The 20,165-nt window shown below is 68.4% G+C and carries 16 protein-coding genes; 8 read left to right on the plus strand and 8 right to left on the minus strand.

Annotated elements, in window-relative coordinates:
- Nucleotides 1–45 precede the first annotated feature (45 nt).
- Complete coding sequence (locus MFF64_RS19010; protein WP_099907469.1) at nt 46–1,311, minus strand: DNA topoisomerase IB; 1,266 nt, start codon at nt 1,309–1,311, stop codon at nt 46–48.
- A 143-nt stretch (nt 1,312–1,454) separates the two neighbouring features.
- On the opposite strand from MFF64_RS19010, the gene MFF64_RS19015 reads away from it, so the two are divergent.
- Both MFF64_RS19015 and MFF64_RS19020 read left to right on the plus strand, forming a co-directional pair.
- Nucleotides 1,455–2,606 (plus strand): glycosyltransferase, encoded by a 1,152-nt coding sequence (locus MFF64_RS19015; protein ID WP_238191963.1) that lies wholly within the window; start codon nt 1,455–1,457, stop codon nt 2,604–2,606.
- Nucleotides 2,606–3,253, plus strand: a complete 648-nt coding sequence (locus MFF64_RS19020; RefSeq protein ID WP_099905167.1) for a class I SAM-dependent methyltransferase — start codon at nt 2,606–2,608, stop codon at nt 3,251–3,253. The genes MFF64_RS19015 and MFF64_RS19020 overlap by 1 nt, the downstream gene beginning before the upstream one ends.
- Before the next feature lie 11 nt (nt 3,254–3,264).
- On the opposite strand, the gene MFF64_RS19025 is transcribed toward MFF64_RS19020, so the two are convergent.
- The 5 genes from MFF64_RS19025 to MFF64_RS19045 all read right to left on the minus strand — a co-directional run bounded on the left by MFF64_RS19025 (nt 3,265) and on the right by MFF64_RS19045 (nt 8,759).
- The gene (locus MFF64_RS19025) at nt 3,265–4,107 is read right to left on the minus strand and encodes an ABC transporter permease (protein WP_099905169.1); all 843 of its coding nucleotides are present in this window, start codon (nt 4,105–4,107) and stop codon (nt 3,265–3,267) included.
- On the minus strand, nt 4,104–5,027 hold the full coding sequence (locus MFF64_RS19030) for an ABC transporter permease (RefSeq protein ID WP_099905171.1): 924 nt from the start codon (nt 5,025–5,027) through the stop codon (nt 4,104–4,106). The genes MFF64_RS19025 and MFF64_RS19030 overlap by 4 nt, the downstream gene beginning before the upstream one ends.
- A complete protein-coding gene (locus MFF64_RS19035) occupies nt 5,024–6,091 on the minus strand; it encodes an ABC transporter ATP-binding protein (RefSeq protein ID WP_099905173.1) in 1,068 nt (355 codons plus the stop codon). The genes MFF64_RS19030 and MFF64_RS19035 overlap by 4 nt, the downstream gene beginning before the upstream one ends.
- Before the next feature lie 150 nt (nt 6,092–6,241).
- Nucleotides 6,242–7,417: an ABC transporter substrate-binding protein gene (locus tag MFF64_RS19040; protein ID WP_099905175.1), complete on the minus strand. Its 1,176-nt coding sequence runs from the start codon at nt 7,415–7,417 to the stop codon at nt 6,242–6,244.
- A 196-nt stretch (nt 7,418–7,613) separates the two neighbouring features.
- On the minus strand, nt 7,614–8,759 hold the full coding sequence (locus MFF64_RS19045) for a patatin-like phospholipase family protein (protein WP_238191965.1): 1,146 nt from the start codon (nt 8,757–8,759) through the stop codon (nt 7,614–7,616).
- A 402-nt stretch (nt 8,760–9,161) separates the two neighbouring features.
- Between MFF64_RS19045 and ispG the strand changes: the two genes are divergently transcribed.
- The 4 genes from ispG (at nt 9,162) to MFF64_RS19065 (ending at nt 14,188) form a co-directional block, all read left to right on the plus strand.
- Entirely contained in the window at nt 9,162–10,469 is a 1,308-nt protein-coding gene (gene ispG, locus MFF64_RS19050) for a flavodoxin-dependent (E)-4-hydroxy-3-methylbut-2-enyl-diphosphate synthase (protein WP_099903024.1), read from the plus strand.
- A gap of 198 nt (nt 10,470–10,667) precedes the next feature.
- Nucleotides 10,668–12,638, plus strand: a complete 1,971-nt coding sequence (locus MFF64_RS19055; protein WP_238191968.1) for a potassium transporter Kup — start codon at nt 10,668–10,670, stop codon at nt 12,636–12,638.
- A gap of 22 nt (nt 12,639–12,660) precedes the next feature.
- Nucleotides 12,661–13,902, plus strand: a complete 1,242-nt coding sequence (coaBC, locus tag MFF64_RS19060; protein ID WP_238191970.1) for a bifunctional phosphopantothenoylcysteine decarboxylase/phosphopantothenate--cysteine ligase CoaBC — start codon at nt 12,661–12,663, stop codon at nt 13,900–13,902.
- Between the two features lie 79 nt (nt 13,903–13,981).
- Nucleotides 13,982–14,188, plus strand: coding sequence for a hypothetical protein (locus MFF64_RS19065; RefSeq protein WP_099901909.1), 207 nt, complete (start codon nt 13,982–13,984; stop codon nt 14,186–14,188).
- Between the two features lie 641 nt (nt 14,189–14,829).
- Here MFF64_RS19065 and MFF64_RS19070 read toward each other — a convergent pair.
- Nucleotides 14,830–16,239, minus strand: a complete 1,410-nt coding sequence (locus tag MFF64_RS19070; protein WP_238191972.1) for a hypothetical protein — start codon at nt 16,237–16,239, stop codon at nt 14,830–14,832.
- A 47-nt stretch (nt 16,240–16,286) separates the two neighbouring features.
- Nucleotides 16,287–17,615, minus strand: a complete 1,329-nt coding sequence (locus tag MFF64_RS19075; RefSeq protein ID WP_238191974.1) for a tetratricopeptide repeat protein — start codon at nt 17,613–17,615, stop codon at nt 16,287–16,289.
- Nucleotides 17,616–18,030: 415 nt separating this feature from the next.
- Here MFF64_RS19075 and MFF64_RS19080 point away from each other — a divergent pair, with 415 nt between their 5' ends.
- Together MFF64_RS19080 and tsf are read left to right on the plus strand one after the other, a co-directional pair.
- A complete protein-coding gene (locus MFF64_RS19080) occupies nt 18,031–19,080 on the plus strand; it encodes a 30S ribosomal protein S2 (protein ID WP_099903308.1) in 1,050 nt (349 codons plus the stop codon).
- A gap of 144 nt (nt 19,081–19,224) precedes the next feature.
- A complete protein-coding gene (gene tsf / locus MFF64_RS19085) occupies nt 19,225–20,148 on the plus strand; it encodes a translation elongation factor Ts (protein ID WP_099903310.1) in 924 nt (307 codons plus the stop codon).
- Nucleotides 20,149–20,165 lie beyond the last annotated feature (17 nt).

Raw genomic sequence — 20,165 nt, forward strand, 5'->3', positions numbered from 1 at the left:
TCCGGGACCGGGCGATCCATGTGGGATCGCCCCCTGTCGGCCAGATCAGGCGGCCTTGCGGGACGCCCCCTTGCCGACCCGTGACTTGCTGGACCGCGACGGACTTGCCGAGGAATTCTTTCCATCCTTGACCGAGCGTCCCTTGCTCGGCTCCACCCCCTTCGTACCGCCCTTGTCCGTGCGCGCCCTGGCGCGCCCCGCCCCGGTCTTCGCCTCCTGTTCGACCTTGGAGAGGCGACCCTGGAGCAGGCCGAGCACCGCCGTCTCCTCCGGCCGCAGGCGGCCGATCTCGTCGCGGAGCGCGGCCTCGACCTCGTCCTTGACCTGGAGCAGCAGCTCGCCCTCGAGATAGCAGCCCAGGATCTCGGGGTGGACGTAGCACTTGCGGCAGATCGTCGGCGTGTTGCCGAGCCGCTCGGCCACCCGCTCGATCGCCGCGCGCACGTTGCGCTTGGCCTTGGCCTCGCTGTCGAACGCCTCGAACTCGCGCAATGCCATGGCGGCCAGCACGGTCCCGGACCAGGTACGGAAATCCTTGGCGGTGATGTCGCGCCCGGTGATCTCGCGGAGATACGCGTTCACGTCGGCCGAGGTCACGTCGCGCTGCACCCCGTCCTCGTCGAGGTACTGGAAGAGTTCCTGACCGGGCAGGTCCTGGCAGGCCTTGACGATCTTCGCCACCCGGCGGTCGTGGACCGCGAGCTCCCAGACCTTGTTGCTCTTGCCCTTGAAGCGGAACTTCAGCTCCTTGCCCTCGACCTTGACGTGCGGGTCGCGCAGGGTGGTGAGGCCGTAGCTCTTGTTCTGCTTGGCGTAATCGTCGTTGCCGACCCGGATCAGGGTGGTCTCGAGGAGGTGCACCACCGTCGCCAGCACCTTCTCGCGCGGCAGCCCGCGCCGGCCCATATGCTCCTCGACCGTCGCGCGGATGCCCGGCAGCACCTCCGCGAAGGTCATCATGTGGGCGAACTTGGTGCTCTCCCGGGCTTGGCGGAACTCGGGATGGTAGCGGTACTGCTTGCGGCCGCGGGCGTCGCGCCCGGTCGCCTGGATGTGGCCATTGGCGTGGCGGCAGATCCAGACGTCGGTATAGGCCGGCGGGATCGCGAGCGACCTGATCCGCGCCAGGGCGGCCGCGTCCCGCACCTTCGCGCCCTTGGCATCGACGTAGGCGAAGCCGCGGCCGTTGCGCTTGCGGCGATAGCCCGGCTCCTCATCACTGACGTAGCGCAGGCCCGCCTCGCGGGCGGCGTCGCGGGTGTCGACGCGATCCTCGGCGGCAGGCTCCGCCATCTCGGGATCCGACAGCATGGGCTTCACGACCTCACGGGTTCCGGTCCGACTCAACCGACGCGTGCCCGCAGCGGTTCCTGCCCGAGGCGGGGACAGCCGGGCCGTTTCCCCGCGCCGCCCCGCGCTGTAGGGAGAGGAGGTCGACGAGCGGGAGAGACCGGGTGCAGCCACAGGACGAGGGCGGAGAGGACAAGCGGGCGCATGTCGCCTTCGTGGTCACCGAGGACTGGTTCTTCGCCTCGCACTTCCTGCCGATGGCCCGCGCCGCCGTGGCGGCCGGCCACACCGTCTCGGTGATCACCCGGGTACGGGCGCACCGCGACGTCATCGCGGCGACCGGCGCCCGGGTGGTGGACCTCGAGGCCGAGCGCTCGAGCCTCAACCCGATGGCGGCGGGCTACGCCGCCGGCCAGCTCGCGGCGATCCTGAAGGCGCTCAAGGCCGACATCGTCCACTGCATCGCGTTGCGCGGCATCCTGGTCGGCGGGGCGGCGGCGATGCTCGCCGGCATCCCGTCCCGGGTCTACGCGCTGACCGGCCTCGGGCTGATCGGCGCCCGGCAGGACCGGACCGGCCGCCTCGCCCGCACCGCCTTGCGCCTCCTGATCCGCGGCCCCCTCGAGACCGCCCGCACCCGCTACCTGTTCGAGAACCCGGACGACGCGAGGCTGCTCGGCCTCGACCAGGAGAGCCCGCGCGTCACGGTGGTCGGCGGGGCCGGCATCGACCCGGAGACGTGGGTGGCGAGGCCGCTGCCGCCGCAGCCGCCGCTGCGGATCGTGCTCACCGCCCGGATGCTGTGGTCGAAGGGGGTCGATACGGCTGTGACGGCGACCCATCTCGCAAGGGCAGAGGGCGCGAACCTGGAGCTGGCGCTCTACGGCGCCCCCGACCCCTCGAACCGCCGCGCGATCCCCGAGGCTACCCTGCGCGAGTGGTCGCGCGACGGCATCAGCTGGCACGGCCCGACCGCCGACGTCGCCGAGGCGCTGGCGCAGGCCCACGTCGCCTGCCTGCCCTCCCGCGGCGGGGAGGGATTGCCGCGGGCGTTGCTGGAGGCCGCGGCGAGCGGCCGGGCGATCCTCACCACCGACGTGCCGGGCTGCCGGACCCTGGTGCGGGACGGGATCGAGGGGCTGGTCGTGCCGCCGGACGATCCCTCCGCGCTCGCCGCCGCGATGGCGCGGCTCGCCGCCGATCCTGCCCTCGTCGCCCGGATGGGTGCGGCCGCCCGCGCCCGGGTGCTGACCGGCGGCTTCACCGAGGCGGCGGTTACGCGAAACGTGCTGCGGCTCTACGCGGAGCTTGCGTGATGGAGCCGGTCGCCTTCATCCGCGCCCACACGCGTTTACGCCCGGTGCCGCACGCCCCGGCGATCCGTCTGCACGTCGCCGATGAGGCGACGGAATTGTGGGGTCGCACCGAGGAGGAGCTGGGCGAGATCGGCCTGCCGCCGCCGTTCTGGGCCTTCGCCTGGGCCGGAGGCCAGGCGCTCGCGGCCTACGTGCTGGAGCACCCAGGGACGGTGACGGGCGCCCGGGTGCTCGATTTCGCCTCCGGCTCCGGCCTCGTCGCCATCGCGGCCGCCATGGCCGGCGCGACATCCGTCGAGGCGAGCGACCTCGACCCCTTCGCGCTGGCGGCGATCGGCCTCAACGCGGCCGAGAACGGCGTCGCCGACCGCATCACCGCGAAAGGAGCCGACCTGATCGGCCGCGACGAGGGCTGGGACTGCGTGCTCGCCGCCGACATCTTCTACGAGCGCGACCTCGCCGCCCGGGTCGGCGACTGGCTCGCCACCCTGCATGCCCGCGGCGCCCGGGTTCTGCTGGGCGATCCCGGCCGGGCCTACCTGCCGAAGGATCGGCTGGAGACTCTGGCGACCTACGCGGTGCCGGTGACCCGGGCGCTGGAGGATGCCGAGATCAAGCGGACCGGGGTGTGGCGGTTCCGGGGGTGACATCCCCCTCACTACGCCCCCTGTTGCTGCTTGGCCCGTGCCACGATCTGGGTCGGGTTGACGAAGCGGAGCGCGATCACCAGCCAGACCAGCGTCACCGCCATGTAGACCACCGCCATCGCGTCGATCGACTGCCCGGCCCGCACGCCGGCGGCGAAGACCGCGTAGTAGAGCGCCACGACGAGGGTCTGGCTCGTCGGCCCGGCGACCAGGAAGGTCAGCTCGAACATCGCGATGGTGCGCACCAGCACCAGCAGCAGGGCGGCCAGGATACCGGGGATGAGCAGCGGCAGCAGCACCCGCAGGAAGAGCTGGCGCGTGCCGGCACCGAAGACGCGGGCCGCCGCCTCGATGCGCGGGTCGATCTGCTCGATGAACGGGATCATCACCAGCACCACGAAGGGCACGCTCGGCACGAGGTTGGCCAGCACCACGCCCCAGAGCGTGCCGGCGAGGCCCGCCTGGTAGAGCACGGTGGCGAGCGGGATGCCGTAGGTGATCGGCGGCACCAGCAGCGGCAGCAGGAAGACCAGCATCACCAGCCGCTTGCCCGGAAAATCGCGCCGCGCCAGCGCGTAGGCCGCCGTGACGCCGAGGAGCCCGGACAGGAAGACCACCAGGAACACCACCTGGATCGTGACGATCAGCACGTCGCCGAGCTGGAACTCGTCCCAGGCCGCCGCGTACCAGCGGGTGGTGAAGCCGAGGGGCAGCCAGGTGCCGAGCCAGCGCGTGGCGAAGGAGTTGAGCACCACCGCGGCGATCATCGCCATGAGGTTGAGGCAGAACAGCAGCGTGACGGCCCAGACCGCCATCCGCCACAGGCGCGAGCCGAGGCCGGTGTCGCGGATCATCCCTTGGTGCCTCCGACCGGGCCGGTATAGAGGAGCGTGCGGCCCCAGAGCAGCAGGCCGACGATGGCGAGTTGGACCGCGCCCATGATCATCGCGACCGCCGAAGCGAGCGAGTAGTCGTACTCCTCGAACGCCGCCTGGTAGGCCGCGATCGAGATCACCCGCGTGGCGCCGGCGGGCGCGCCGAGCAGCACGGCGGACGGGAAGACCGAGAAGGCCTGGACGAAGGACAGGCAGAAGGTCACGGCGAGGCCCGGCAGGATCAAGGGCAGGATCACCCGCGTGAAGCGCTGCCAGGCATTGGCCCCATGCGTCGCCGCCGCCTGCTCCAGGGCGGGGTCGATGCCGGTGACCGAGGAGAGCGTGAGCAGGAACGCGAACGGGAAGCCGGTGATGAGGAGCGAGGCGAAGACGCCCCAGTAGTTGTTGGTGAGCTTGAGCGGGCTCCCGATCACCCCGAGCCAGACGAGGCTGCGGTTGAACCAGCCCTGCGGCCCGAGGAAGTTCAGGAGGCCCTCCGCCACCAGCACCGTGCCCAGCGTGATCGGCAGGACCAGGATCGTGGTGAGGAGGCGCTGGCGGCGCATCAGCCGCACGCGCAAGGCGATCGGCACCGCGAGCGCGAGGTTGAGCACCGTGACGGGCACGGCCAGACGCAAGGTGGATCCGATCGTGTCGGAGAGGAACGGGTCGGAGAAGAAGCGGGCGTAGTTCGCCCACCAGGCGCCGGCCTTCGGCTGCAGCGACAGCACCAGCCCGTAGGCGAAGGGATAGACGAACAGGCCGAGGATCGCCAGGAGGGCCGGCAGCACCAGGAGCGTGGTGCCGTCGAGGCCGCGGGCGGCGAGGCGGACCGAGAGCGGCGGCGTCTCGGCGGGTGCCTCGGCCCGTGCCGTCGCGGGGAGCGAGGCCGAACTCACGCAGCCTCCCCGGGGAAGACCAGGACCCGGGGCGAGGCGGCGGCGAGGTGCAAGGTCTCGTCCTGCGACACCGCCCGATCGGAGCGGAAGAACAGCTCGGTGCCGTCCTGCGCCACGGCGGTGCCGAAGAAGGCCCGGCCGCGATACTCGACGCTGGCGACCCGGGCCGGGAGGCCTTCCGCCGCGATGGTCAGGTCCTCCGGCCGGATCGCCGCGACCGCGGGAGCGCCGGGGCTCAAGGATTCCCGCAGGGTGCCGGCGAGACGGGTACCACAAATCTCGATCTCGGCGCGCTCGCCGCTCACCGCGACCGCGCGACCGCGCAGGCGATTGCGAAAGCCCATGAAATCGGCGACGTCCGGATGGGCCGGTCGCTCGTAGAGATCTTCCGGCGTGCCGACCTGGCGGATGCGCCCGTCGCGCATCACCACGACACGGTCGGCCATCGACAGGGCCTCGTCCTGGTCGTGGGTGACGTAGATCGTGGTCGACCCGATGGCGTCGTGGATGCGGCGGATCTCGGCCCGCATCTCGAGGCGCAGCTTGGCGTCGAGGTTCGAGAGCGGCTCGTCCATCAGCACCACCGGCGGCTCGATCACGATCGCCCGGGCGATGGCGACGCGCTGCTGCTGGCCGCCGGACATCTGGCCCGGGAGCTTCGCCGCCTGCGTTTGCAGCCGCACCAGCGCGAGCGCGTCGTCGACCCGGCGCGCGGCCTCTGCGCCCTTGATGCCCCGCATGGCGAGGCCGAAGCCGACATTCTTCGCCACGTTCATGTGCGGGAAGAGGGCGTAGCTCTGGAACACCATGCCGAAGCCGCGCTCCTCGGGCTTCAGCCGGTCGATGCGGCGCTCGCCGAGATGGATCGACCCGCCGGTGAGCGGCAGCAGCCCGGCGATGCAGTTGAGCGCCGTCGACTTGCCGCAGCCCGACGGGCCGAGGAGAGCGACGAACTCGCCGCCCCGGATCGTCAGGTCGAGCCCGTCGAGGGCGGTCATCGCACCGAACCGGCGGCTCAGTCCGCTCAAGCGCAGATCCTGCGGCGCCTCGTGATGGCGTGCCATCCGTTTCCTCCCCTGCCGCCAGAGCAGCACGCGATCGCGCTGCGATCGCGTGCTGCTCCAAGTCATTGATTTTGCGACATTTTCTGCGACGATCCGGCATCCGCTTCGTCGCAGAAAATGCTCCAGGCCTCTTCCGGGCCGCCTTCGGTGTTATCGCTTCTTGCCGGAGCCGACCTGCTCGTCCCAGCGGCGGAAGGCCACCACCAGCTTGTCGGCATCGAGCGGCATCTCGATCGGGTGCTCGGCGATCATGCGGTCGTATTCCGGCCGGCCGAATTCCTTCAGCGCCGCGCGGCTCTCCGGCGGGGCCATGTCGAGGGTGACGCCCTTCACGGCGGGACCGGGATAGAAGTAGCCCTCGTCGTAGGTGTAGGCCTGCTGCGCCGGCTGGAGCAGGAACGCCATCAGGTCGAGGATGACGGCGAGCTTCTCGTCCGGCACGCCCTTCGGCACCGCCATGTAATGGGCATCCGCCACCCAGCGGAAATTCTTGAGCGTGCCGACCTTCGCCTCCGCCGGCACGACGCCGAGCACCCGCGGGTTGATGTCCCAGCCGGTGGTCGAGACGATGATGTCGCGGCTGCCCTCGCCGAGTTCCTTCATCGTCTGCGAGGTGCCGCCCGGATAGTAGTCGACCGTCTCGCCGATCGCCCGCAGGTATTCCCAGGTCTTGTCCCAGCCCTTGTCCGGGTCGGTCGGGTCGTTGTCGCCGAGAATGTAGGGCAGGCCCATGATCCACGTACGGCCGGGCCCCGAATTGGCCGGGCGGGCATACATGAACTTGCCCTTGTTCTGGCGCGCCCAGGCCAGAAGCTCCTCGGCGGTGGTCGGCACCGTCTTCACCCGCTCGGGCATGTACTCGATCAGGGGCCCGGACGGGTACCAGGCGACGCACAGGCCCTGGTCCTGCGCCAAGCCATTCAGCCGCAACGCAGCGGGCTGGTAGATGCCGGCAGGCTTCGGCAGCTGGCCGGCATAGGGCTTGAGGTCGACCCAGAGCTTCTGCTCGATGCCGGCGGCGATGCCGTCGGTGCCGGTGAGCACGAGGTCGATATCGACCCGGCCGGCGGCCTGCTGCGCCTTGAGCTTCGAGGGCAGCTCCGGGGCCGGCGCCTTGGTGAAGGCGAAGCGCGAGACGATGCCGGGCTTCGCCCGGCGGTAGGCCTCGATCGCCTTCTGGGTCAGGGCAAGGTTGCCCGCCACGTCGACCACCGTGACGACGACGGGCGATTTCGGCATCGGAAGCTGCGCCCAGGCCCGGCCCGAGAGAGCGAGCCCCGCCCCGGCCGCGAGTCCCGCGACCGCGTTGCGACGTGTGATCGTCATGTTTCCCCCGGTTCCTGCGCGCGGGCTCTGGCGGCCCTCGTTCGACACGGATCGCTTCGTGCTTTCAATCCATTGGTGCACTAATATTTTAGGGCGTCAAGTCTGATAGAGGGACAAGTCCGATAGAGGGAAAGGTCGATGGCGCATGCGTCTCTGAACTCTCCCCCGCAAAGGGGGAGGGTTCGGGCGTTGCGTCTCAGGTGTACATCGCCTTTAGGTCGAGGGTGCTCTCGCGCCCGACCGCGTCGTAGTTCTGCTCCAGCCACGCCTTGGCCGCCTCGCGCCCCGCATCGCGCAGGTGGAGGAAGAACGGCCACTGCGCCCGCAGGCGCGAGGACGCCGAAGCGTCGTCGAGCGCCGAGCCGCTGCCGTCGATGCGGTGAAGGAGCACCTGCTTGTAGGCGTTGCTGCGCCCGAGCACGCCGTCGGTGATCAGGTCGTCGACGAAATCGATCGCCCGCAATTCGCGCAGGAGGTTGGCGTTGAAGGTGATCTCGTTGAGGCGGTCGCGGATCTCGGTCGGGCTGCGCGGCGTCTCGCGGCGCTCGACCGGGTTGATCTGGACGAGCAGGATGTCGCGCGACCGGGCGCCGTGATAGAGTGGATAGAGCGGCGGGTTGCCGAGATAGCCGCCGTCCCAGTGCGGCACGCCGTCGATCTCCACCGCCTGAAAGACCGTCGGCAGGCAGGCCGAGGCCATCAGGTGGTCGACCGTGAGGTCCGGCCGCTCGAACACCGCCATCTTGCCGGTCCAGACATTGGTGGCCGAGATGAACAGGTCGGCCGGGCCGTCCCGGCGCACGGCCTCGAAATCGACCGTGTCGACGAGGGCGCGCTTCAGCGGATTGATGTTGAGCGGGTTGGTCGTGTACGGGCTGGCGACGGCGTTCCAGAACGCCCCGACCGGGGTCTTCTTCCAGAAGCTCATCACCCCGTCGACGAAGCTCTGTTGCGCGTGCGACAGATCGGCGTCGAGGCTGATCTCGCGCCAGAACGTCTCCAGGCGCTCGCGGGCGCCCTCGGGGCCGCCGCGCAGCCAGCCATCGACCATCACGACGGCGTTCATGGCGCCGGCACTCGCCCCGGTGATCGCCTCGAAGGCGAGGCGGCCGTCCTCGATCAAGGCGTCGAGCACGCCCCAGGTGAAGGCGCCGTGGGCGCCGCCGCCCTGGAGCGCCAGGGCGATCGCCTTCTCGGCCCTGGGACCGACGAGGCCGCGGCCGAGAGGGCCGGAGGCAGCCTGAAGCGGGTCGACGGCCGCGTGACCGGAGGTCTCGTGAGCCGCGTCGGAGACATTCGCCCCGCGGGACTCCGCTTGCTGGGGTAAGGTCGTGTCCGTCATGCCTGGGATGTGGGGTGCTGCATTGCAAAAGCAAATGGTGCGCCGCAACGTCGCGCCGGGTGGCGCGGCGTCATGCGCTTGACGCGTGGCATCGGCACGATCACCTCAGACGATGTTCCGTGCCGGGGATGCCTCGCAAGCATTCCCGGCGCGGCGGACACCGAGGGGCGCCACCCCCGGGAAGGGGTTTGGCAAGGATGTCGCCGCATTCCCTGCAGCATTCCGGGATCGCCAAGTCCCGCCGTCGACTCCAGGCCGTTGATCGCGCTCGGCGTTTCGGCGAGCCGCGGCTTGCTCGCGGAACGAAGCGATTTCCACCGCGCCCGGAAATGCTCTAGACGGTTGTCACGCCGCGACTGAAGCGACCCCGAGACTCTAGCGAACGACCCCCGAAGGTATCCGATGGAAGCCATGGAAGCCCTCGCCGCGACCGCCCCGGCGGACGCCGCTCCCGAGATCGCCGGCCCGAGCCCCCGGCACCGCACCGTCGGCGTCCGGATCGGCGAGGGCGAGGGCGCGGTTGTGATGGGCGGCGGTGCCCCGATCGTCGTGCAGTCGATGACCAACACCGACACCGCCGACGTCGATGCCACGGTGGCGCAGGTCGCGGCGCTCGCCCGCGCCGGCTCCGAGGTCGTGCGCATCACCGTCGACCGCGACGAGGCGGCGGTCGGCGTGCCGAAGATCCGCGAGCGGCTGGATCGCATCGGGGTCAACGTGCCCCTCGTCGGCGACTTCCACTATATCGGCCACAAGCTCCTGACCGACCATCCGGCCTGCGCCGAGGCGCTGGCGAAGTACCGGATCAACCCGGGCAACGTCGGCTTCAAGGAGAAGAAGGACCTGCAGTTCGGCACCATCGTCGAGCAAGCGGCCCGCTACGGCAAGGCGGTGCGCATCGGCGCCAACTGGGGCTCCCTCGACGAGGCGCTCCTCACCCACATGATGGACGAGAACGCCCGCTCGGCGAAGCCCCGCGACGCCCGCGCGGTGATGCGCGAGGCGATGGTGCAGTCCGCCCTCCTCTCCGCCGACCGGGCGGTGGAGATCGGCCTGCCCAAGGACCGGATCGTGCTCTCGGCCAAGGTCTCGGCGGTGCAGGACCTGATCGCGGTCTACCGCGAGGTGGCGCGCCGCTCGGACTACGCCATCCATCTCGGCCTCACCGAGGCCGGTATGGGCACGAAGGGCATCGTGGCGGCCTCCGCAGCGATCGGCGTGCTGCTCCAGGAGGGCATCGGCGACACCATCCGCTACTCCCTGACCCCGGAGCCGGGCGGCGACCGCACCGTCGAGGTGAAGGTGGCGCAGGAACTCCTCCAGACGATGGGCTTCCGCACCTTCGTGCCGCTGGTCGCCGCCTGCCCGGGCTGCGGCCGCACCACCTCGACGGTGTTCCAGGAGCTCGCCCGCGACATCCAGAACTGGATCACCACCTCGATGCCGGAATGGCGCAAGACCTATCCGGGGGTCGAGGGGCTGAACGTCGCCGTGATGGGCTGCATCGTCAACGGCCCGGGCGAGTCGAAGCACGCCGATATCGGCATCTCGCTCCCCGGTACCGGCGAGACCCCGACGGCTCCGGTCTTCATCGACGGCAAGAAGGCGATGACCCTGCGCGGCCCGACGCTCGCCAAGGACTTCGAGGGCATCGTGATCGACTACATCGAGCGCCGCTTCGGCCAAGGGCGGCGTAGCGCCGCCGAGTGACGCGCGAGAGAGGATTGAGGGCCGGCTGACGGAGGGGCAGGCGCGCGCCGCCTTGCGCCCCTCCGGGCCCGTGCTACAATCCTGCCACAATCAGGCCCGGCGGACGCGCCGGTCCGAGAAGGATTCGAGCCCGCCACCCGGCCCATCAGCGCGCTTGGCGGCAATCCCGGCCGCCCGCGGGCGCATCCCCGATCAGACATGACACAGTCAGCCGCACCCACGGGCGGACCCGTCGCGCCGCCCGACTCCCTCACCCCGCCGAGCGGCGGCCCACCCACCAAGGCGGGCAGCGTCGACGAGGCCGAGGGTCACGGCCACGCCAAGGCGAGCTTCTGGACCCTGTTCCTCGGCTCCGTCGGCGTCGTCTACGGCGATATCGGCACGAGCCCGCTCTACGCGTTCCGCGAAGCCCTGGGGCCGGGCCGGGCCGACGGCGTGCTTACCGGCGAGGAGGTGCTCGGCACCGTCTCGCTGCTGCTCTGGGCGCTCGTGCTCATCGTCACCATCAAGTACGTCATCCTGCTGCTGCAGATGGACAACAAGGGCGAGGGCGGCATCCTCTCGCTGATGGCGCTCGCCCGCAAGGCGCTGGGCGGGTCGCACATCGTGTTCATGCTGGGCCTGTTCGGCGCCGCCCTGTTCTACGGCGACGCGATCATCACCCCGGCGATCTCGGTCCTGTCGGCGGTGGAGGGCCTGAAGCTCGTCACCCCGGCCTTTGAGCACTACGTCCTCCCGATCACGATCGCGATCATCCTGCCGCTGTTCCTAGTCCAGAGCCGGGGCACCGCCCGGATGGCGACGTTCTTCGGCCCGATCATGCTGGTGTGGTTCTCGGTGCTGATGCTCGCGGCCCTGCCGCACATCGCCCGCACCCCGCAGGTCCTGTGGGCGCTCAACCCCTGGCACGCCGTGCATTACCTGCTCGGCCACGGCACCGGCGCGCTGGTGGCTCTCGGCGCCGTGTTCCTGGCGGTGACCGGGGCCGAGGCCCTGTTCGCCGATCTCGGCCATTTCGGCCGCCGGCCGATCCAGACCGCCTGGATCGCCCTCGTCGGCCCGGCCCTCGCCGTCAACTATCTCGGCCAGGCCGCCCTGGTGCTGGCCAGCCCCGACACGACGGACCCGTTCTACCAGCTCGTCCCCGAATGGGGCCTGCTGCCGATGGTGCTGCTCGCCACCGCCGCCACCGTCATCGCCAGCCAGGCGGTCATCACCGGCGCCTTCTCGCTCTCGCGGCAGGCGGTGCAGCTCGGCCTGCTGCCGCGGCTCGAGATCCGTCACACCTCGGAATCGCATTCGGGCCAGATCTACCTGCCGCAGATCAACACCCTGCTGATGCTCGGCGTGGTGATCCTGGTGGTGCTGTTCCGCTCGTCCTCCGCGCTCGCCTCGGCCTACGGCATCGCCGTCACCGGCACGATGCTGATCACCGCCGGCCTCGCCTTCCTGGTGCTGTGGCGGGTGTGGAAGTGGTCGCCACTCGCCGCCGGCGCCGTGATGGTGCCCTTCATCGCCGTCGAGCTGCTGTTCCTGGCCTCGAACCTGCTCAAGGTGTTCGAGGGCGGCTACATGCCCCTGCTGCTCGCCGGCGCCCTGGTGCTGCTGATGTGGACGTGGGTGCGCGGCGTGACGATCCTGTTCAACAAGACCCGCAAGACCGACGTGCCGCTGACCGAACTGGTCGCCATGCTGGAGAAGAGCCCGCCGCACCACGTCCGCGGCACCGCGGTGTTCCTCACCAGCGATCCCGAGACGGCGCCGGCGGCCCTGCTGCACAACCTGAAGCACAACAAGGTGCTGCACGAGAAGAACGTCGTGCTCACCGTCAAGACCATCGACCTGCCGCGCCTCAACGATTCCGACCGGGTCCGGATCGAGCCGATGGGCCCGCATTTCTGGAAGGTCGTGATGAAGTTCGGGTACATGGAGTCGCCGAACATCCCGAGGGGCCTGGCGCTTCTGCGCAAGCAGGGCTTCAAGTTCGACATCATGGCGACGTCGTTCTTCCTGTCGCGGCGCTCGATCCGCCCGGCGGCGCAGTCCGGCATGCCGCTGTGGCAGGACCGGGTGTTCATCACGCTCGCCCGCAACGCCAACGACGCGACGGACTTCTTCCAGATCCCGACCGGGCGCGTGGTCGAGGTCGGCACCCAAGTCACTGTCTAGAACGATCACGGTGTAGCGGCGGATGGGCGCGCTCGACGGCAGACGGATCCTCCTCGTCATCGGGGGCGGCATCGCGGCCTACAAGTCGCTGGACCTGATCCGGCGGCTGCGCGAGCGCGGTGCCTCGGTGCGCTGCGTGCTGACGAAAGGCGCGCAGGAATTCGTCACCCCCCTCGCCGCCGCTTCGCTCAGCGGCCAGCGCGCCCATACCGACCTATTCGACCGGGCGGACGAGGCCGATATCGGCCACATCAAGCTTGCCCGGGACGCCGACGCCGTGGTGGTGGCGCCGGCCACCGCCAACACGCTCGCCCGCATGGCCGGCGGCCACGCGCCGGACCTCGCCTCGACGGTGCTGCTCGCCACCACCCTGCCGATCCTGATCGCCCCGGCGATGAACGTGCGGATGTGGCTGCATCCGGCGACGCAGCGCAACCTCGCCCTGCTGAAGGGCGACGGCGTTGCGGTGGTGGGCCCGAATGTGGGCCGGATGGCCGAGGCCGAGTCCGGTCCCGGCCGGATGGCCGAGCCCGACGAGATCGCCGACGCCGTGGAAACCCTGCTGGCGGGGCGGCCTGAAGGCGAGACGCCGCAAGGGGCGAGACCCCTCTCGGGCCGCCACCTCCTCGTCACCTCCGGGCCGACCCACGAGCCGATCGATCCGGTGCGCTACCTCGCCAACCGCTCCTCCGGCAAGCAGGGTCACGCCATCGCGGCGGCAGCCGCCGCGGCCGGTGCCCGGGTGACCCTGATCTCGGGTCCCGTGGTCTTGGCCGATCCCCCCGGCGTCACGGTCGTGCGGGTCGAGACCGCCCGCGAGATGCTGGCGGCGGTGGAGGCGGCGCTTCCCGCCGACATCGCGGTCTTCGCCGCCGCCGTCGCCGACTGGCGCCCGGCCACCCTCGGCGACGAGAAGATAAAGAAGGGACCGGACGGGCCCCCTCCCCTCCGGCTCACCGAGAATCCCGATATCCTGGCGACGATCGCGCACCGGAGCGAGGGGCGCCCGCCCCTGGTGGTGGGCTTCGCCGCCGAGACCACCGACGTGATCGCCCATGCCCGGGCCAAGATCGCCCGCAAAGGCTGCGACCTCATCGTCGCCAACGACGTCTCGACGGCCACCGGCGTGATGGGGGGCGACCGCAATACGGTGCAACTGATCGGCCGCGACGGCAGCCTCGAGACTTGGCCGACCCTCGCCAAAGACGAGGTGGCGCGCCGCCTCGTCACGCGGCTGGCCGAGCTGGCGAGCATCGCCCACTGAGGCATGATATCGCCGTTCGGAGAGTGGGCGCCCGCGATTCCGGCATTATGTCACCGCCTCCCGCTACTGGGAGGTCGCCTTGCCCTCTATCCTCGTCGTCACGCTGATCTGCGCCTCCTCCCTGGCGGCGAAGGATTGCACCCGCGACACCGCCCAGGACGTGATCACCCATCCGGCCCACTCGCCGCAGGAATGCATGCTGCTCGGCCCCGCCATCGCCGCCGGCTCGGGCCGCGGCACCGAGGCCGGGACCTACGTGAAGACGCTGTGCGAACGGCGGCGCTGAAGGCCGCTCAAGCACGACCGCCCGGCGCTCTCCGCCGACGCGCCTCTTGTCGAACGTGACCGGGTCCCCGACGGGCCGACGTCGCGGCCCAGGCTCCTTCCCAGCGAGGGAACTCATGAAGCACGAAGAACTCAGGTAGCAGTTCCATGACACTGAGCGCGAGAAGTGCTGAACTTGGAAGCACATCCAGGACGAGATCGGCGGCCTCTCGCCGATCCTGAACACTGCCGCCTGCTTGGGTCAGATCTAGCTGCCAAGGGCGCAAGCCGCGAAGGCCATCAGCCCTGCTCGGAAAGAATGGATAACAATATTGATGGCTTGTTCAGAGATTTCTCGACTCGGATATGACTATCAGCTCAGGAAACCAACCTGTTGCGCCTCATGTTTTCCGCTCATATGACGTTTTATATTAAGAAGAGCAATCCTCACCAGGACGACCGCGCCGTATAGGCGCAGTCTGGCAAATTGCCATTCTGTCAATTCAGCCGATCAATAACCATCACGGCCAGCGGCCAAGAGCACCACTGGCTTAACGCACGCGGACCGAATTTCTCAGGCAGCCGGAGCGCATCAAGATCAGCGTAGACTGTCCTTTTGCATTTCGGCCGCCCTGCACAGTGGCGGACGGGAACCGATCCGGCTCAGAAGTAGGTCCACCCCGCAACGCCCTGGCGGCTCGCCCCCTTCAGCGACTCGGTCAGCTCCTGCATCTGAGATACCTTGTCTTTCCCGCCCCAGAGATGCACGAAGCCACGCGGATAGACCCCGCCATGCAGGGCGTCACGTCCCCCCCATCGCGTGTGCAGATCGAGAATATCCACATCGACCTCGCACAGCTTGAACGTCACGTAATTCGCGATTGCTTGATCGAACCAGCCGAGCGACTGACGTCCTCTGGCGCGTGCATATCTATCAATGCATTCCGAGATGGCAAGCATCGCCTCGTTAAAATCACTGGCATTTGGAATGCAGATGATCCCCGAGTTGAACCCCTTCCGGTCGCCGACAACGCACTTGTCCTCAGACAGCAGAGATGCGCCGACCGAGTCACTCGTTGCGAGCGGACGTGTTCCTTCCCTTTGGGCGGCGAATTTGCCGGCGAGAAGCAACTTGGCCAAGATCGGGTCTGTCGGGCTATCGAAGATGACGTCGGTGTCGGTGTAGAGGATCGGCTGGTACGATGACGCATACTCCCATCGCGATATTTGATAGCGCGCCTTGCAGAATCCTACGAAATCGTGCGCGGGCTCATGCACGACGTACCAACGACCATCAAATGCACGAGGTATGTACGGCGCAACTTCTTCCTTGGTTTTGTCGGTAATCACGGCAATATCGCCGCCATATTTGCCAAACTCGGCGAGAGAGTTTAGGGAGATTTGAAGCATCTTGAATATCCGCTCGGCGCCGTAGGCGACCAGATAAACGAGCGGGTTGTATCGGATAAATCGACCGATTTTCCAGTCGTCATAGAATGCGATGAATTCGCGCGGCATTCCATCTGGATTGGCCGGATCTCGAAATACGCGAAACGGCTTGTCAAATGAGAGCGACAAATTTCCCAGATTGACAACAAACTCCCTACCGAACGACAGTCGGCAATCCTCGTAATAGTCTCCGGACGGCTTTGAGATCCATTTGCAAGTCGCGATGACGTGCAAATCGTCGAGTTCACGCCGACTGACAAGCCTGAATTTTTCCCAAGAACCAAGTTCCTGCTTATCGTCGAAGATGTCATTCTCGGCCGCCGCGCCCAGAAACCCCCTCGAGGACCTCAAGCCGACCACACCATCCGCCGGATCGCCAACAAGCTCGACATCAAGTATCTTCGATCCGTCAACACGATGGCCGCCACGACCGTATATAGCCGGGAACTTCGCTCCATAGAGTGTTGCTGCGTTGTTCTCCAGGAGGCTCTCGGCTCCCGTGTAGCGAAATTGCTTAAGTTGCTTCGTGCTGACGTCGAAACCGATAAAACTACCAAAATACGTTACGATGTAATATTGATCCGCATCCATCTCAATCAACCCTTTACTGACCATCTGCGCCATCAATCGACGGCTTCGCCCGTACCTGTAGGAGGGAAGCTGTCTGGACCCTAGCCGATGCTCAGCTGCTCCAGCCCAGGCCGTGTCCGTGATCCCATCCACCCGTCCGCGATCGACCCGACATCGAGGGCGACGCCGCCTGACTTCTTGATGCGGTCGCAGTAGAATTTCCCGAGGAGCCCGGCTGCGACGATGTAGAGCCGTCCGTTGAGAGGGCGGGAGAGCGCCTCCATGATCTGCGGGTAGCGCTCGGGCCAGTGGCTTCCCGCGACAGCCTCCTGGCTGAGGAGATGGCTGTGTCCCTTCTCGCCGGGCACGTGATGGTAGTCCACGTGCTCGTAACTGAAAACGGACCTCAGTTGCTCCGGCAACCCCGGATGGCACGAGATCAACCCGATCTCCCGCTGCGACCGCATGATCTGATAGAGCAGCTTCGTGTTGTGCAGCTCGACGTGGATCATCTGCGTGCAGGTGGCCGTGTCGGGGCGCCTGTCGATCCGCAGCAGGTTGGTCAGCGACGAAATGCCGGTGACGCTCAGGATCGTGTATTCGTGGCGGATCCAGTTCGGATAGGGCATGCCGGCCACGTCGGCATCGCGGATGACGTCCGTGATGCGGAATGCTTCGCCGAGAAAGGGGTGCTTCGTCGCATCGATCGTGTCGGCGAACCAGACCCGGGCCCGATCGTGCCGGTTCTGCTCGTAGAGGTGGGCGAACTCGGCTTCATCGGAATTGCCGAGGAACGCGAAGGCGCCCTCGCCGTCGCCCGCGCGGACGAGACTGAATCCCGTCCGGCTGCCGAGCGCGGCCATGATCCGCTCCGCCAGCGTCTCGACCGAGATGTGGGACGGTGTGCGCTCCATCCGCTCGGCCATGGCGATCGCGTGCAGTCTCGGAAAAGCGGAGACGTAGCGTCCGAAATCATGGAGGATCCGGATCTGTCGCTCCCAGTCGGCGCGATCGTGCCTGCCCTCGAGCAGGATCCGATCGAGGCACGCCGATGCTTCCTCGTGGGCACCGAGCGCGTGGAGAACGCGCGCCGCCATGAGGTTGGTCCGGTCCTCGTGCGGGTGGTAGGCGAGGATCTGCCGCAGCACCTGCGCGCATTCGATATGGCTGCCCTCGTGCAGGAAGAGGACGGCCTTCTCGTATCGGGATGCAATGTCGCTGGGAGAGGCGGAGGCCACGCGGTCTAAGAGCGCCAGGGCCTCCGCGCGCAAGCCGGCGTCCCTGGCCAGGATGCCGATCTGCACGATACGGGCCGCCTGCATCTCGTCGACGGACGCGAAGCTCGTGTACAAGACCCGGCGCGCCACGTCCGCGAGCGCAGCCCTGTCGTGACGGGCTGTCTCGGCTTCGTGCCAGAACTGATACGTCATGAAAGCCGATGCCTCGAACCAGGAGAAACCTTGGTGCCGCCGCGTGGACGCGCCCGAAACCGAGTTCGGGGCGCTGGCGCGCCTGGGGCGACCGAATAACTCAGACGCGCTTGCGCGAACAATGGCCGATCATGGGGCGTCGGCGCCGCGGACACGATCGGCCTGACGTCGCAGTTCCGAAGTTATCCCGCGGTCGTCCGGATCGCAATCCGCACCCCCGCCGTCCGGCCTGGCCCGCCTTGCCATCCCACCCCCGATCGGATAAAGGCCCGCCCATCCCACACGCGGAGCCGGCCTCATGCCTGAATGAGGCGTTTCCGGTGGCCGGCCGCCTCTCGGCTATGTCTCCTCGGCATGGTCTTCGGCGGACCGGTCGCTTCCTCCGCGGCGGTGACAACCGGAGAGAACACAGACCATGGCCCTTCCCGACTTCACCATGCGCCAGCTGCTCGAGGCCGGCTCGCATTTCGGCCACCAGGCGCACCGCTGGAACCCGAAGATGCAGTCGTACATCTTCGGCACCCGCAACAACATCCACATCATCGACCTCGCCCAGACCGTGCCGGCCCTGGCCCAGGCGCTGCAGGCGGTGAGCGACACCGTCGCCAAGGGCGGCCGGGTGCTGTTCGTCGGCACCAAGCGCCAGGCGGCCGACACCATCGCGGACGCGGCCAAGCGCTCGGCCCAGTATTACGTGAACTCCCGCTGGCTCGGCGGCACGCTGACCAACTGGAAGACCATCTCGGGCTCGATCCAGCGCCTGCGCAAGGTCGACGAGATCCTCGCCGGCGGCGGCCAGGGCCTCACCAAGAAGGAGCGCCTGATGCTGTCCCGCGAGAAGGACAAGCTCGAGAAGGCGCTCGGCGGCATCAAGGACATGGGCGGCGTGCCCGACCTGCTGTTCGTGATCGACACCAACAAGGAGCAGCTGGCGATCAAGGAGGCGAACCGCCTCAAGATCCCGGTGGCCGCCATCGTCGACACCAACTGCAACCCGGACGGCATCACCTACGTGGTTCCGGCCAACGACGATGCCGGCCGCGCCATCGCGCTCTACTGCGACCTCGTCGCCCGCGCGGCGATCGACGGCATCTCGCGCGGCCAGGGTGCGCTGGGCATCGACCTCGGCGAGTCCGAGGAGCCGATGGCCGAGGAGCTGCCGGCCCTCGCCAACGAGCCCGAGGTGGTGCCGGTCGACGTCACCGAGCCGTATGTCGGCGAGCCCTTCGAGCTGCTCGCCGCCCCCCGCGGCGCGCCGGACGACCTGACCAAGCTCACGGGCGTCGGCCCGCAGCTGGTGCAGAAGCTCAACGACGCCGGCATCTACCACTACTGGCAGATCGCCGCGATGTCGGCCGAGGATACCGCCAAGGTCGACGGCGACCTGAAGCTCAACGGCCGCATCGACCGCGACGGCTGGGTGAACCAGGCCCGCGGCTTCGTCGAGGCCGCCGCCGCGGCGTAACCGCCGGCACGGATCTCACGCGGGGCGCGTTGTCCCGCGGACCGGACGTTCTCAAAGCCCGGCGCCGTCACGGCGCCGGGCTCCCTTTATCCGCCGACCGGCGCCCTTGCGGTGCGCCGGGGCGCCAATCGAGAGGAACCCACGATGGCCAACATCACGGCAGCGATGGTCAAGGAGCTGCGCGAGAAGACCGGCGCGGGCATGATGGACTGCAAGTCGGCCCTCAACGAGACCGCCGGCGACCTCGAGGCGGCCGTGGACTGGCTGCGCAAGAAGGGCCTCGCCAAGGCCGCCAAGAAGGCCGGCCGCGTCGCCGCCGAGGGTCTGGTCGCCGTCGAGTCCGCCGGCCACCACGCCGCGGTGGTCGAAGTGAATTCCGAGACCGACTTCGTCGCCCGCAACGACGGCTTCCAGGCCTTCGTGCGCGAGGCCGCCAAGCTGGCGCTGAACGCCGAGGCCAGCGTCGAGGCCCTCGAGGCTGCCCGCTTCCCGGGCGCCGAGACCACCGTGAAGGACAAGCTGCAGGAGCTGATCGCCACCATCGGCGAGAATATGACCCTGCGCCGCGTCGCCAAGCTCTCGGTCGAGAAGGGCGTCATCGCCTCCTACGTCCACAGCCAGGTCTCCGAAGGCCTCGGCAAGATCGGCGTGCTCGTCGCCCTCGAATCGCCCGGCGACGTCACGGTCCTCGGCCAGCTCGGCCGCCAGATCGCCATGCACGTCGCGGCGACCAACCCGGTGGCGCTGGACGCCTCGGGCGTCGATGCCGCCACGGTCGAGCGCGAGAGCAACATCCTGCGCGAGAAGAACGCCGGCAAGCCGGACCACGTGATGGCCAAGATCGTCGAGAGCGGCCTGAAGAGCTACTACAAGGAGGTCACCCTCCTCGAGCAGCCCTTCGTGCACGACTCGTCGAAGACCGTCGCCCAGGTGCTCAAGGAGTCCGAGGGCAAGGCCGGCGGCCCGGTCAAGCTCACTGGCTTCGTCCGCTACGCCCTCGGCGAGGGCATCGAGAAGGAAGAGGCCCCGGACTTCGCCGCCGAGGTCGCGGCCGCGGCCAAGGGCTGAACGGCTTCAGCCGCGCT

Source organism: Methylobacterium frigidaeris (genome assembly GCF_022179185.1).
GTDB lineage: Bacteria > Pseudomonadota > Alphaproteobacteria > Rhizobiales > Beijerinckiaceae > Methylobacterium > Methylobacterium frigidaeris.

Coding starts and splice junctions, on each gene's coding strand:
- MFF64_RS19010 (WP_099907469.1), bottom strand. CDS start 1,311: ATGCTGTCGGATCCCGAGATGGCGGAGCCTGCCGCCGAGGATCGCGTC.
- MFF64_RS19020 (WP_099905167.1), top strand. CDS start 2,606: ATGGAGCCGGTCGCCTTCATCCGCGCCCACACGCGTTTACGCCCGGTG.
- MFF64_RS19025 (WP_099905169.1), bottom strand. CDS start 4,107: ATGATCCGCGACACCGGCCTCGGCTCGCGCCTGTGGCGGATGGCGGTC.
- MFF64_RS19035 (WP_099905173.1), bottom strand. CDS start 6,091: ATGGCACGCCATCACGAGGCGCCGCAGGATCTGCGCTTGAGCGGACTG.
- MFF64_RS19040 (WP_099905175.1), bottom strand. CDS start 7,417: ATGACGATCACACGTCGCAACGCGGTCGCGGGACTCGCGGCCGGGGCG.
- MFF64_RS19045 (WP_238191965.1), bottom strand. CDS start 8,759: ATGACGGACACGACCTTACCCCAGCAAGCGGAGTCCCGCGGGGCGAAT.
- ispG (WP_099903024.1), top strand. CDS start 9,162: ATGGAAGCCATGGAAGCCCTCGCCGCGACCGCCCCGGCGGACGCCGCT.
- MFF64_RS19055 (WP_238191968.1), top strand. CDS start 10,668: ATGACACAGTCAGCCGCACCCACGGGCGGACCCGTCGCGCCGCCCGAC.
- coaBC (WP_238191970.1), top strand. CDS start 12,661: ATGGGCGCGCTCGACGGCAGACGGATCCTCCTCGTCATCGGGGGCGGC.
- MFF64_RS19070 (WP_238191972.1), bottom strand. CDS start 16,239: ATGGCGCAGATGGTCAGTAAAGGGTTGATTGAGATGGATGCGGATCAA.
- MFF64_RS19075 (WP_238191974.1), bottom strand. CDS start 17,615: ATGACGTATCAGTTCTGGCACGAAGCCGAGACAGCCCGTCACGACAGG.
- MFF64_RS19080 (WP_099903308.1), top strand. CDS start 18,031: ATGGCCCTTCCCGACTTCACCATGCGCCAGCTGCTCGAGGCCGGCTCG.
- tsf (WP_099903310.1), top strand. CDS start 19,225: ATGGCCAACATCACGGCAGCGATGGTCAAGGAGCTGCGCGAGAAGACC.